12 protein-coding genes are annotated in these 13194 nt (G+C 51.9%); 8 read left to right on the top strand and 4 right to left on the bottom strand.

What is annotated here, in order from left to right:
* Window positions 1-11 precede the first annotated feature (11 nt).
* A complete protein-coding gene (locus R3I13_RS22075) occupies window positions 12-3032 on the bottom strand; it encodes a TonB-dependent receptor (RefSeq protein WP_346320148.1) in 3021 nt (1006 codons plus the stop codon).
* Window positions 3033-3481: 449 nt separating this feature from the next.
* Here R3I13_RS22075 and R3I13_RS22080 point away from each other — a divergent pair, with 449 nt between their 5' ends.
* Complete coding sequence (locus R3I13_RS22080; protein ID WP_346320149.1) at window positions 3482-4090, top strand: sterol desaturase family protein; 609 nt, start codon at window positions 3482-3484, stop codon at window positions 4088-4090.
* 85 nt (window positions 4091-4175) lie between these two features.
* On the opposite strand, the gene R3I13_RS22085 is transcribed toward R3I13_RS22080, so the two are convergent.
* Both R3I13_RS22085 and R3I13_RS22090 read right to left on the bottom strand, forming a co-directional pair.
* The gene (locus R3I13_RS22085) at window positions 4176-4652 is read right to left on the bottom strand and encodes a hypothetical protein (RefSeq protein ID WP_346320150.1); all 477 of its coding nucleotides are present in this window, start codon (window positions 4650-4652) and stop codon (window positions 4176-4178) included.
* A gap of 96 nt (window positions 4653-4748) precedes the next feature.
* A complete protein-coding gene (locus R3I13_RS22090) occupies window positions 4749-4943 on the bottom strand; it encodes a hypothetical protein (protein ID WP_346320151.1) in 195 nt (64 codons plus the stop codon).
* Between the two features lie 136 nt (window positions 4944-5079).
* Between R3I13_RS22090 and R3I13_RS22095 the strand changes: the two genes are divergently transcribed.
* Window positions 5080-5463: a DUF1801 domain-containing protein gene (locus R3I13_RS22095; protein ID WP_346320152.1), complete on the top strand. Its 384-nt coding sequence runs from the start codon at window positions 5080-5082 to the stop codon at window positions 5461-5463.
* Between the two features lie 80 nt (window positions 5464-5543).
* Here R3I13_RS22095 and R3I13_RS22100 read toward each other — a convergent pair whose 3' ends face one another.
* On the bottom strand, window positions 5544-5966 hold the full coding sequence (locus R3I13_RS22100) for an SRPBCC family protein (protein WP_346320153.1): 423 nt from the start codon (window positions 5964-5966) through the stop codon (window positions 5544-5546).
* A 207-nt stretch (window positions 5967-6173) separates the two neighbouring features.
* Between R3I13_RS22100 and R3I13_RS22105 the strand changes: the two genes are divergently transcribed.
* From R3I13_RS22105 to R3I13_RS22130, 6 genes are all read left to right on the top strand, one after another.
* Window positions 6174-6512: a YciI family protein gene (locus R3I13_RS22105; RefSeq protein WP_346320154.1), complete on the top strand. Its 339-nt coding sequence runs from the start codon at window positions 6174-6176 to the stop codon at window positions 6510-6512.
* Between the two features lie 53 nt (window positions 6513-6565).
* Complete coding sequence (locus R3I13_RS22110; protein ID WP_346320155.1) at window positions 6566-7798, top strand: DUF6596 domain-containing protein; 1233 nt, start codon at window positions 6566-6568, stop codon at window positions 7796-7798.
* Window positions 7799-7845: 47 nt separating this feature from the next.
* The gene (locus R3I13_RS22115) at window positions 7846-8973 is read left to right on the top strand and encodes a P1 family peptidase (RefSeq protein ID WP_346320156.1); all 1128 of its coding nucleotides are present in this window, start codon (window positions 7846-7848) and stop codon (window positions 8971-8973) included.
* On the top strand, window positions 8970-9794 hold the full coding sequence (locus R3I13_RS22120) for an aminotransferase class IV (protein ID WP_346320157.1): 825 nt from the start codon (window positions 8970-8972) through the stop codon (window positions 9792-9794). Before R3I13_RS22115 ends, R3I13_RS22120 begins: the two co-directional genes overlap by 4 nt.
* Window positions 9795-9862: 68 nt before the next feature.
* Entirely contained in the window at window positions 9863-10282 is a 420-nt protein-coding gene (locus tag R3I13_RS22125) for a hypothetical protein (protein WP_346320158.1), read from the top strand.
* A gap of 141 nt (window positions 10283-10423) precedes the next feature.
* On the top strand, window positions 10424-13192 hold the full coding sequence (locus R3I13_RS22130) for a hypothetical protein (protein WP_346320159.1): 2769 nt from the start codon (window positions 10424-10426) through the stop codon (window positions 13190-13192).
* Window positions 13193-13194: the final 2 nt, after the last annotated feature.

Below are 13194 nucleotides of genomic sequence, written 5' to 3' on the forward strand. Positions count from 1 at the left end.
GATCCGGGATATTAGAATGAAACATTTAAGTTAAAAATGATGGACTTCGCTTTCGGATAACTCAGGTAATCCACGCCGTAAGAGGAAAATCCTTCGATGGTGCGGTCTGTATTCACTTCCGGGTCGTAGCCGTTGTATTTGGTGATCACGAAAAGGTTCTGGCCGGTTACAGAGAGGCGCAGCATGGAAGCGTATTTGCTGATGCCGAGCGCTCTTGTGTTGAAATTATACCCCAGGGTCACGTTGTTCAGGCGGAGGAAAGCGCCGTTTTTCAGGAAACGGGTGCTTACAGGCGCCGGGTTGTTCACGGACTCTTCGGGATATTCCACCGCTTCAGGCGTGGTGTTCACGCTTTTGGAAAGCCGGAGCTTGTAGAAGTTGGCATTGGCCGTGTTGTCGTAGATCTTGTTACCGCCCACGCCGTTGAAATTAGCCAGCAGATCGAAGCCTTTGTATGCTACGCTTGCATGGAAACTGTACATCACTTTAGGTAATGCGGTACCGGCCGCGATACGGTCCTTATCGGTCACAATGCCGTCGCCGTCGGTATCGCGGTAAGTGCTGAGGCCGTCTTTGTCAAAGCCTGTCCATTCTTTCAGGTAGAAGGTGCCCAGCGGTTCGCTGTTCACATAACCGTTGATGGTGGCGGAGGTAAGACCCGCGCCGGAAGCGGAACCGGAAGGGATCACGGAATAAGGCGAGTTCTTCAGTTCATTTTTTAACAATGTAACGTTACCACCCACACTGAAATTCACATGGCGGCCGGATTTGTAGTTGTATTCGAGGTCTGCTTCTATGCCTTTATTGACAACCTCCGCATCCTTATTGTTTACCCAGGTTTCGAAAGTAGGATTTACCGGGTCTGCAGCAACAACTTTGAGCAGCATATTATGCGTCACTTTGTTGAAGGCGTCGATAGAACCGGTGAGCGCTCCGCCAAGGAAACCGAAGTCTATGCCCACATTCGTCTGGTTAGAGGTTTCCCACTGGATATCAGGATTGGCAAAACGGACATAAGTAGTACCGCCGGGATAAGAACCGGTCGGGTACAACGGGTAGCTGCTTCCGCCGGAAACGGTGGTGATGTAAAGCGCCTGGGTGATCTTGTTAGGTATCTCCTGGTTGCCGGTAATACCCCATCCGGCGCGCAGCTTCAGGTTGCTGAAGAAAGAACCTTTCATCCATTTTTCTTCGCTCACCCTCCAGGCTGCGGAAAATGAAGGAAAATAACCGTATTTATTGTTCTTACCGAATTTAGTGGAACCGTCTGCACGGAAATTTACGGTCAGCAGGTAACGGTCGTCGTATCCATAGTTGACCCTTCCAAAATAACTCTGCTGTTCGTTTTCGATCGCAAACCCGCCGGGCCTGTTGCCGGCCAGTGTCAGTTCCTGTCCCAGGCCGGGATTGTAGATGGGATCTACCGGCGTGATGGGGAATTTGTTGATGCTGGTGTTGCGGCTTTGCTGGAAAAATTTCTGGTAGGAATAACCTGCCAGCGCGGAGAAGCTGTGCGCGCCTGTTTCGAAATTATAGGTCAGGTAGTTTTCGATCAATGTGTTGCGGTTATAGGTATTCCAGGTCACCAGGCGGCCGTCGCGCAGGGGCACCGCGTTGGGCCTGTTCACGGTATCGCGGGTGGAATTGGAATTATCTATCCCGAAATTCAGCTTATATACCAATCCTTTGATGATACGAAGGGAAGGCGAAATGTTGCCCGTTACGCGGTTGATCGTAGCAATATCGTCTTCCAGCTGCAATGTTACCAGTGGATTGCTGAGGTTCTCGTACTTGGCAGGATTACCGCTGGCGTCGTATGCCGGGTAAGTAGGGTTGTTGGCGATAGCGTCGCCGATCATCCCGCCGATGGGAGGACGTTCGTTCTTGGTATTGGCCACGCCCAGGTTAGCTTCAATGATCAGCGCATCGTCCCAGAACTTCTGGGTGGCGTTGAAGCGGCCTGAATAACGGTTCATGTCGTTATTCTTCAGGATGCCCTGCTGCTTCTGCATACCGAAGGATGCATAGTAGGTCAGTTTATCCGCGCCGCCGCTGAGGTTAAGGTTATAGTTTTGGGTAACGGCGGTCCTGGTGATCTCTTTCTGCCAGTCCGTATCGCCGCCCTGGTCATCCAGGTCTCCGCCTATGGCCACTACTTCCTTGCGGAATTCAGAAGCGGAGTACACCGGCAATGCGCGGGCGATGGTAGAGAAGCCAATGCCCGCGGAGAAACCGAGGGTGGAAGCGCCGGCTTTGCCTTTGCGGGTGGTGATAAGGATAACGCCGTTGGCGCCCCGGGAACCGTAAATAGCGGTGGCGGATGCGTCTTTCAACACGTCTATCGATTCAATGTCCTGAGGGTTCAGGAAGTTCAGCGGGTCGCCGCCGCCGGTGCTGGAATTGTCCAGGGGCAAACCGTCTACCACAAACAGGGGGGTATTGTTGGTGCGCACACCGCCCGGGCCGCGCACGGTGATGCCGAGCATGCCGCCGGGCTCGCCGCTGGCGGAGGTTACATTCACGCCGGCCATTTTGCCCTGCAGCAATTCCTGCGGAGCGTTGATGATACCCTTATTGAATTCTGCGCTTTTGAGGGTCTTCGTGGCGCCGGTCACGTCTTTCCGGCTCTGGGTACCATACCCTACCACCACTACCTGGTTCAGGTCCGTGGAAAGGGTCTGCATCAATACATCTACGGTAGTCTTGCCCGCAATAGGCACTTCCTGGGTCACATACCCCACATAGCTCACCATCAGCGCCGTTGCGTTGTCGGGCACGTTGATGGTAAAGGCCCCGTTATCGTCGGAGCTGGTGGTCTGCGCAGCGCCTTTAACGCCGATAGTTGCGCCTGACAGCGGTTTGCCGCTGGCCGCGTCTTTAATTGTTCCGCGTACGGTTTGCCTGAAGGAAATTTCATTCCCGGAAGGCACAACCCCTGCATGCGCACCGGCTGGCAAAATGCTGCATTGGCCGCATACCAGCAATGCGAAAAACGATCGCATCATGCGGTTAGGAAAGTAGACTTTGTTCATGTAAAGCGATTAAGATTTGTTACTAATACGGAGACGAAAAAAACACTCTCATATTAACGGAATGTTACGTGGAAAATATTTATACCATAACGATGAATCTAGCTACCAGACTGACTTTGATTGGTTGATGCCGTAATATAAACGATTCCTGACAAATGGCTGTTGAAATCTACGAAAACGATGTAGTTGCCCTCCCGGGCGGGTATTAAAAATATACTGCCTGACCTGTGATGATAAAAATTAATAAAGCGATATTTTTGTATAGACGGCGAAGGGTAAGAATTGGTAAAGATTAAATTAATGTTATGCTTTGGCTGGACAAATGGCCGCCTATATTTTGGCTGGTTGCTTTACGGTATTTCCTGGTTGCAGGGGTTGCTTTTATTATATGGTATCTCATTTTCCGCAGGCGCATCTTTCACCGGAAGATACAGCCTAAAATGCCCCGGATGAAAGATTACCGCCGCGAGATCCTGTATTCCTGCATGACGATCGTGATCTTCTCGCTGGTGCCGGTGCTGTTCCTGTTCACTCCATTGCGACCTTATACACAATATTACAACGATCCTTCAGGTCACAGCACATTATGGCTTATCGCCGCTTTCCCCTTAATGTTCATTATACACGATACTTATTTCTACTGGGCGCACCGGCTGATGCATCACCGGCGGTTGTTTCCCTGGTTCCATAAAGTACATCATCTTTCCACGAACCCTTCGCCCTGGGCCGCATTTTCTTTCCAACCGCTGGAAGCCCTGGTGGAAGCGGGCATTTTTCCCCTGTTATTATTTATAATGCCGCTCACACATATCCATATTGTCGTGTTCTTCGCCGTCATGATGGTCTATAATGTATACGGCCACCTGGGCTGGGAGCTGTACCCACGTTGGTTTGCCCGGCACTGGTTCGGCAAATGGATCAACACTTCCTTCAATCATAACCAGCACCACCAGTATTTTAAAGGGAATTACGGCCTGTATTTCCTGTGGTGGGACCGCTGGGCCGGCACTATCCGGGAAGATTACGAAGATAAATTCGAGGCGCAGGCATTGAAATAGCGGCCACCGCTATACGGGGAGCTGCAAAAAGACAGGCCCCGGAAGCATCTTCCGGGGCCTGGGACTCTTTTTTGTTGATGAGGTATTATTGCACGGAGAAGCTGATCTCGTTCACTTTCATCAGCCCGCTCATGCCACCGGCCTGGTATACAGCTTTGTACTGGCCGGGTTTGGTGAGGTCGTAGCCTTTCAGCAGGTCTACGGTCACGGATACACTATCTCCCGCAGGCACTTTAATATAAGCCTCTGCCGGCGGCGGCATCACTCTTTTGGCCATAGCGCCGCGGTACTGCACGTCCGTGCCGGCGGCGTCTTTAATATCCAGGAAGGAGCTGATGAAACCTTCGAAGGGGGTATGCCATTTGCAGAACTGTGAATCCACGCCGGAGCGGTTGTACACGGTGAATTGCAGCATTACCGGGCTGCCGGCCGTTACGGTAGCGGGCACGGACATTACCGTTTCCAGCCCGCCGTTGCCGGAAGCGGATTTCTGGGTTTGTTTGCAGGCGGAAAATTGAAATACGGCAAGGCATGCCGCCAGAGATACGAGCAGGTTTCGCATGGAAAAAATCGGTTTAGGGCGGAAATTTACGATTAGTTCAATGAACTGTTGTTATATAAAACCTGTTTTTTGGGTAAAAAACGCCCCGTGTCCCGGTCAGGACGGCTTATCTTTCGTATTCCTGATAAGCCCCATGCCGGCGAAAAAGAATACCGCGCCGAGGATGGCGTAAATGATGATCATCTTTACATTCCGTGTGCCGCCGCTGGCATTCACGAAGGTTACAGCCGCCATGATCAGCCCTACGGCTCCCATCAGGGAAAACACAATTCCAAGGATTCGCTTTTCCATAATGATTTTTAGCCTTGAAGTACAAATAATGTGCCTTCCCGCCGCAGCCTGTCGCATTTGGCCCCCTATTTTGTCAAAATCTGCACTTTCAAGCCCCGGCGTTCTTCGGTAATTTCATATTATAAAATCAAACCTCATGGCCACCGAAAAAGTAAAGTTCGACACGGTAGACCAGTACATCGGCTCCTTCGGCAAAGAAGACCGGCAGGTGCTGGAAAATATCCGCCAAACCATCAAAAAAGCATTACCCGCGGCGGAGGAAGTGATCAGCTACCAGATACCGGCTTATAAGCAAAACGGCTTCGTGATCTATTTCTCCTGTTACACGGCGCATTACAGCCTGTCGATCCCGCCGTCTACCGTATTTGAAAAATTCAAAAAGGAGCTTTCCGGGTACAATGTCTCCAAAAGCACGGTACAGCTTCCCAAAGGCCAGCCCATTCCCTACGGCCTGATCACGGACATGGCAAAGTACAAGGCAAAGGAAAATGAGGCGAATGCGGCGGCGAAGAAGAAATAATATTTTTTATTACCTGCCCTGACAAAAAAAACGCTCCCGGCAAACCCGGGAGCGTTTTTTATATTGGAACGTACCTGTTATTACGCTTCCACGTGTTTCTTGAAGTTATCCAGGATCGCCTGCCAGCCATCACGCTGCATTTCGATGGGGTTCATGTCTTCCGGGTCGAAGGTGGAAACGATCTTCGTTTCGTTGCCCTGGGGCGTGAAGATAACTTTCACCTGGCGGCCGTCACCCATAACGTATTCGATCAGCTCATGCTTCACTACCTGTGTGTATTCACCGCCAAAGTCGAAGCCGAAGCTGCCGTCTTTCGCTTCCATGCGGGTGAGGAACTTACCGCCCGTACGCAGGTCGTTCTCAGCGCGGGGCGCATGCCAATCGTCTGATGCAAAGGCCCATTGGGTAATGTGTTCGGGCTCGCTCCAGTATTTCCATACTTTGTCTACCGGTGCGTTCACAATGGCTTCAATAGTTACAGCTGTTTTGTCGGAGGTTTGCATATACTTGTGTTTTTGTTTTTTAAAAATGTTTGATTTGATATTGCAAACATACAACGGTCAAACGGAACCTAACGCGTATGATTACGACATAAAACAGGCGTAATACGACAGGTATAATTTTTTTTCTTCCCTGTCCAATTTATTCCTTACCGCGCATTATTGGAATGTAAATCATACATTCATTCACTATTTTAAACTGACATTCAAATGAAAGAATTTGCATTATTGTTCCGCCAGCCGAGCTACGATTACAGCAATGCGTCTCCCAAGGAAATGGAAACGCTTACCAATAAATGGAAAGCCTGGGCTGGCGGCCTCGCGGCATCGGGCAGGCTGGCCAGCAACGGCCCGCGCCTGGCGCAGGAAGGCAAGGTCTTAAAGGCAGGCGGCGTGGTTACGGACGGGCCTTTCGTGGAGATCCGCGAGCGCCTGGGCAGCTTTATTGTCGTGAAAGCTGAAAACCTGGAAGAAGCCACTACCCTCGCTCATGGCTGCCCCGCGCTGGACCAGGGCGGCAGCGTGGAGATCCGTGAGATCATCGGTTAACCGGATATTTTTAACACAAGGGCCGGCTGACGGGCCGGCCCTTTACCCCACATATGGAAAAAAGAGAAACATCATTAAAGCACCTGTTCCAGGAAGAATTTTCCAAGATGGTGGCGGTGATCAGCAAGCTGTTCGGCCTGGAGCATATCGAGACCGCGGAGGACATCGTCAGCGAAACCTTCCTGACCGCCGCTGAAACCTGGGGCGTGAAGGGCATCCCCGCCAACCCCACTGCCTGGCTGTATGCAGTGGCCAAACAGAAAACGCTCTATCACTTCAGGCGCAATAAGCTCTTCCGCGAAAAAATAGCGCCTGCCGTTGCCGGCGACCAGGAGAAAGAACAGCAGGCCGAAGACCTCGACTTTTCCATGCAGCATATCAAAGACAGCCAGCTGCAAATGCTGTTTGCCGTGTGCAATCCCGCCATTGCCAGCGAAGCCCAGATAGGCCTGGCCCTGCGCATCCTTTGCGGCTTTGGGATAGACGAGATTGCCGAGGCTTTCCTGACCAATAAGGAAACCATCAACAAAAGGCTTTTCAGGGCCAAAGAAAAACTGCGCACGGAAAACATTACCATGGAACTGCCGCCCGAACAGGAGATCGCCGGCCGGTTGGACAATGTGCTGCATATCATTTATCTACTTTTCAGCGAAGGCTATTATTCACAAACGCAGGACGAAATACTGCGGAAAGACTTTTGCTTTGAGGCCCTCCGCCTGGGCCTCACCCTCACGGAATACCCGCTTACCAACCGCCCGGAAACCAATGCCCTCATAGCTTTGATGTGCTTCCACGCCTCCCGCTTTGATGCGCGCAGCGGCGAAAATTACCCCGTGCTGTACGACCAGCAGGACGAAACCCGCTGGGATAAAGCGCTTATCGCGCAGGGAACGCATTTCCTGCACTTGTCCGCCGAAGGCGACAAAATAAGCTCCTATCACCTCGAAGCCCGCATTGCATACTGGCATTGCATGAAAGAAGACAGCCGGGAAAAATGGGAAGACATCCTTTCCCTCTACGACCAGTTGCTGCTGGTGAATTATTCTCCCGGCGTGGCGCTCAACCGCGTTTTTGCATACTATAAAGTGCATGGAAAAGAAAGCGCGCTGGCAGAAGCCGGAGCCCTCCACATGGAAAACGATCATTTCTACTGGCTGCTGCTCGGCGAGCTGCATACCGGGCTCAACAACGACAAAGCAAAAGCGCATTTCCGGAAAGCGTACGACCTGGCAAAAACGCAGACGGAGAAGGCCGTTATCCGCGGGAAGATCGACCAGCTTACGTGATTGGCAGCTCTAAAGAATTTAGCGCATAATTGAGTATAATTGCGGGTATGTTCAGATCATTCATATTTGCATTGCTTCTTCCCTCCCTGCTTTGCGGCCAGGAAAAGAAAAGCCCCAGGAGCTACGGTATTGCCATCGGCGTGATGCAACCCGGCCCGCTCAATAGCATCACTGATGTAGCGGGCGTGAAAGTGGGGCATGTCACGCTTATCAAAGGCGATTCCGTGCGCACCGGCGTAACCGCCATCCTGGCGCATGACGGCAACATCTTCCAGCAAAAGGTACCCGCAGCGGTATATGCCGGCAACGGCTTCGGCAAGCTGGCGGGCAGCACGCAGGTGAATGAACTGGGCAACCTCGAAACGCCCGTTGTGCTTACCAACACCCTCAGCGTGCCCACCGCTATGGACGCTGTTATCGAATACACCCTGCAGGAAAAAGGCAATGAGAACGTGCGCTCCGTAAATGCGCTGGTAGGCGAAACGAACGACGGCTACCTCAATGACATCCGTGGAAGGCATATTGCCAAAGCAGACGTACTGCAGGCCATCCGCAGCGCTTCCCCTGCAAGGCCCCAGGAAGGCAATGCCGGCGCGGGAACGGGCACGGTCTGTTTCGGGTTCAAAGGTGGCATCGGCACTGCGTCGCGCAAGCTGCCGGCCAGCCTCGGCGGTTACACCGTAGGCGTACTGGTGCAAAGCAATTTCGGCGGCGCCCTGCAGATAGACGGCGCGCCGGTAGGCGAAGCCCTCCGCCGGTTCGACTTCAGCGACCAGCTGCTGAATAATGCAGACGGCTCCTGCATGATCGTGGTAGCGACAGACGCGCCGCTGGACCACCGCAACCTGTTGCGCCTGGCCAAACGCGCCATGCTGGGCCTGGGCAAAACAGGCGGCATCGCCTCCAATGGCAGCGGGGATTATGTGATCGCGTTCTCAACGGCCGAAGGAACCCGGGTTCCGCATAACAGCGACCAGCGGGTGATCAGCATGCCCATTCTGCAAAACGACGCCATATCGCCCCTGTTTATGGCGGCCATTGAAGCTACAGAGGAAGCCATCATCAACTCCCTTTTTGCAGCGGAAACCATGACCGGCATGAACGGGCGGAAGATCGAAGCATTGCCTTTGGATAAAGTATTACCCATCCTGGAAAAACACCACAGTATCCCATGAGCCAGATATACGCAGTGATCAACGGTCAATTCGTGCAGGAGCAGGACGCAAAGATCAGCATCAACGACCTTTCCATCCAGCGCGGCTACGGTATATTCGACTACTTCAGGACGAGGAACAACGAACCCGTTTTCCTGCAGGACCACCTGGACCGGTTCTATCATTCCGCCTCCGTTGTGAACCTGCCTGTAATGCAAAGCCGCGAAGAACTGGCGCAACTGATCGGCGGCCTGATCGCGAAGAACAACCTCCCCCACTCCGGCATCCGCATCACGCTTACCGGCGGCTATTCGGACAACGGGTACACACCCGCCACCCCCAACCTGCTCATCACCCAATCTGCTTACACCTTCAATACCGACGCCTTCGAAAAAGGGCTCCGCCTAGTTACCTACGGCCACCAGCGCCAGCTGCCGCAGGTAAAGACCATCGATTACCTCCAATCCATCTACCTGCAGCCCTTCATCCTGGAGCATGCGGCAGACGATGTGCTATACCACGAGCAGGGCACCCTGCGGGAATGCCCGCGATCCAATTTTTTCATCGTTACAAAAAGTAACGAGATCATTACCCCTGCAGACAAAGTGTTGAAAGGCATCACCCGGAAAAAGATACTCGGCCTGCAAGGCCTGGATGTAAAAGAAGGAACAGTGATGCTGGAAGACCTCCGCGGTATCCGCGAAGCCTTCATCAGCAGCACTACCAAGGTCGTATTACCTGTGCTGGCGATAGACGGCCAGCCGGTTGGCAACGGCAGACCCGGGCGTGTCGCGGCTGAGATCTACCGGAGATTGATTGAAAAGAGGGGCGGTATTGAATGATAATTTGGAAGTATCAGATGATATCCCGAAATTTAGCCCGTACACCTATTCTTATGAAAAGTTGTTTTTTGCTTATACCTTTTTGTTTTATAGCCTTCCAGCTGAAAGCACAGTCTTCCATCCGTACAACAAGGGATACCCTCGTATTGAAACAGCTGGAACTGATCATACGCAATGCCAGCAAAAACGAGAAGGGATTTTTGTTCAACCCTGGCAATGGTAAAACTACTTTCCGCAATATTGGTGCTGCCCTGCAGTTTTCCGTTGGCGCCGCCGGGTTCCCGGGCGAAGGCACCGGCTCCTATACCAATGCCGCTTTTATCAGCAGGTACATTAAAGTGTGGCGCAATGGATTACTTCAAAACGAAAACACCACGCCTGGCGTTGTCATCAATACCGAACTGGGCAGTATTACATTTTACCCTGTCCTGTCGGCGTCAGAAAAAATATACATCGAAGCGTTATACCGTTCCGATTTTACACAATAAAATATTTGCGTTTATCCGTCATTTTTTCCCTATATGTTGAAGCGGCTTCTTTTTATCCCATGCTTATTCCTTTCAATGATTGCCTCTGGTCAGGTTTTAAAGTTATTCCCTGACTCTGTCAAAATAGACGGGGAATTGGTGTTGAAAAACAGCACAGCCGGCATAAACGGTTACCTCTATAATAACGGCGACGGCACAACGCAATTCAGGCAACTTGGCAGGAGCATACAGTTCACGGTAGGCGGCAATGGCTTTCCCCAGGCCGGAGATAGTGTGTTCCAGCAGGCTTCCCTTCAGCATTATTTTATTAAAGTGTTACGCAACGGGCTGCTGCAATACAGGGATACGGTCAATGGTGTAAAGGTGGACGATGCAACCGGTAAGATAACTTTTTATCCCCCGCTTCAGGCCAATGAATATATTTTTATAGAAGGCATCAGCGGCATGGACTTCTCCCTGCAGGGGGGCAATCCCGGAAGCCAGCCTGCGGAACGGAGGCTGAACGCCGGCGTCAGATACAATGGCAACCTTACGTTCACGCTCCGGTGGGCTACCAACGCCAAAACACTTTATATCGCCCCGCGCGTAGCAGGTCTTGGCTCTTCCACACTGGCCGGTTATGGTTTAACCGGCATGGACCGCCTGGGAGATAAGATCAGCGGCTGGCTGCAGAATAATGCCTACGCGCCGGACTGGAAGAACCTTGCTGTGGTCAGTTACAATACCAGCAACGTTTTACCGGTCAGCGAAGGGGGCATACTCGGGCATAATATCGAAACAGCCTTTGACGCCAATCCCGATTTCATATTTGTATCGCTGCCTTCGAACGACGTAGCAGCAGGGATTTCCGTCGTACAAAGCCTTACGAACCTCAGAAAAATTGATACCCTGGCCATAGCCAGGGGCATCCCCGTTTTTTTCCAGACCGCTCAGCCGCGTTCATCCTATAATGCAGCGCAGCAGTTGATGTTGAAGCAACTGGCAGACAGCATTCGCAGCAACTGGCCGAACCGCTTCGTGGAAGGATTTAATGACCTGGTGGATAAAAATGCGCCCACCCCTGCCGCTATCCTGCCGCAATATGACCAGGGAGACGGCACACATCTCACCGGCCCGGCCAACCAGCTTATTGCCGATCATCTCTTCGACCGCCTGTTAGATTATTTTCAGCCGGTAAAAGACGTAAAACGGTATATTATCGATTCTTCCTCCACTGGCTCAGCCTGGACGCTGTTTACCCAGGAAACCGACCAGAACGTCGTAAAAAAACAATATGCAAGGCCTCATGCCGGCAGGATCTATTTCAGGGTGAGAGCGGAATACCGGGATGGTACCTTTTCACCTTATTCGAACAGCACTGTGCTCAACGAACTTCTTACACCCGAAGATCCCGGTGTGGAGGACTTTGATCACCGCATCCTTGTGGACCTGGGCGGAGATGGCGTTCAAACGCTCAACGGCTCCGGCGTAGCCGACGGCCGGCCTTCCCCTTCACCTGACGGGGAAGGAAAATACTGGAACAACTGGTACGGAACCGGCACCAATACAGGTTTTGCGAATGGCTCGCTTATTTCTTCGCTGAAAACTTCCGAAAACGATCCCACGCAAATAAGCATGCAGATCATCGGCAGCCCGCAGGGAACTTTTACTTCCCCCGTTCCCACAGAAGCTATCAACTACAACGGCTTTACCAGCAACGTCGGCGACTACCCCCAACAGGCTGTATATGATAACATGTTCATACACTCCGGCGTAAATCCTAACGGAGTTACCTTAAGGATCAAAGGACTTTCCGCGGCCAACACCTACTACATCAAACTATGGGGCGCCCGGAAAGATGCCTCCACCACACAAAGAACACTGCAAGCCAAAACCGGCGGTGAAGACTGGAACACTTCCAGATCTGTTGAAACACGTTATTCCCTTACAGACACAGCTGAATACGACAGGGCTATTACATTCAAACATATTACAGGCGTCGATTCGCTGGACATAAACCTAAGAGTCGGCGGAGGCACATTTGCACACCTGAGCGTTGTAGACATTGGCGTGATGGGCACGCTGCCCCTTTTCCCCAGGCTCTCGCTGAGGGATACGAGCACTATCCTTTCAAGCATGCAACTGACGGCCACTCCTGTGAACGGCGCTGTGATCAGTTCCTACCAATGGGAACAGCTTTCCGGCCCTAATACCGCCACTATCGGCAATAGCAATTTGGCTACAGCCAATATTTCCAGCCTCACCAACGGCACCTTTGTATTCAAAGTTACCGGCACCACCACGGAAGGAAACACCCTGACCGCAACATCTACGATAAGCGTATTCCCGGATAACGGCAACAAAAAAACAATGCGTGCTCATTTTTCAAGAACCGCGGCCACGCCGGTTCCCGGCTGGTTTAATGTATACGGCCTGGTAACCAACCAGCATATTGAAATGACCGACCAGGTAACCGGCTGGACGGTAGACAATGGCGGCAATACCACCGCATACTGGACGCCTTTGGGAGGGAATAATACTTCCAACGTGGATGGAGCCACTACAGGCAATAACAGCGGGATCGTCCCGGATATCATTTCAAAGGGTTACTGGTACAATTACAGTGCAAAATATGCGGCAGGTACAGACAACCTTTTGCTCAAAGGATTAAATCCCTCGAAAACATACAATATTACCCTGTATGCCTCCCGCAACTCTTCCGGCGTTACCGGCGCGCGTTACGGCTGCTGGAGGGTAAACGGCGGCGGCGAGCTGTTGCTTAATGCACTGGATAATACCGCAAACAAGGTTGACGTGCTGAACGTAAGCCCTGATGCAAACGGCGTGATCAGGATTGCCATGTATGCACCTGACAACGTCTCCAACGGTAACTATTCAATTTTGAACGCATTGGTATTACAGGAAAACTAAAA

Source organism: Chitinophaga sp. YIM B06452, assembly GCF_039655965.1.
Lineage (GTDB): Bacteria > Bacteroidota > Bacteroidia > Chitinophagales > Chitinophagaceae > Chitinophaga.

What these genes read in the sequence shown, in the direction of transcription:
- R3I13_RS22075 (WP_346320148.1), bottom strand. Translation starts at nt 3,032, where the DNA reads ATGAACAAAGTCTACTTTCCTAACCGCATGATGCGATCGTTTTTCGCA.
- R3I13_RS22080 (WP_346320149.1), top strand. Translation starts at nt 3,482, where the DNA reads ATGAAAGATTACCGCCGCGAGATCCTGTATTCCTGCATGACGATCGTG.
- R3I13_RS22085 (WP_346320150.1), bottom strand. Translation starts at nt 4,652, where the DNA reads ATGCGAAACCTGCTCGTATCTCTGGCGGCATGCCTTGCCGTATTTCAA.
- R3I13_RS22090 (WP_346320151.1), bottom strand. Translation starts at nt 4,943, where the DNA reads ATGGAAAAGCGAATCCTTGGAATTGTGTTTTCCCTGATGGGAGCCGTA.
- R3I13_RS22095 (WP_346320152.1), top strand. Translation starts at nt 5,080, where the DNA reads ATGGCCACCGAAAAAGTAAAGTTCGACACGGTAGACCAGTACATCGGC.
- R3I13_RS22100 (WP_346320153.1), bottom strand. Translation starts at nt 5,966, where the DNA reads ATGCAAACCTCCGACAAAACAGCTGTAACTATTGAAGCCATTGTGAAC.
- R3I13_RS22105 (WP_346320154.1), top strand. Translation starts at nt 6,174, where the DNA reads ATGAAAGAATTTGCATTATTGTTCCGCCAGCCGAGCTACGATTACAGC.
- R3I13_RS22110 (WP_346320155.1), top strand. Translation starts at nt 6,566, where the DNA reads ATGGAAAAAAGAGAAACATCATTAAAGCACCTGTTCCAGGAAGAATTT.
- R3I13_RS22115 (WP_346320156.1), top strand. Translation starts at nt 7,846, where the DNA reads ATGTTCAGATCATTCATATTTGCATTGCTTCTTCCCTCCCTGCTTTGC.
- R3I13_RS22120 (WP_346320157.1), top strand. Translation starts at nt 8,970, where the DNA reads ATGAGCCAGATATACGCAGTGATCAACGGTCAATTCGTGCAGGAGCAG.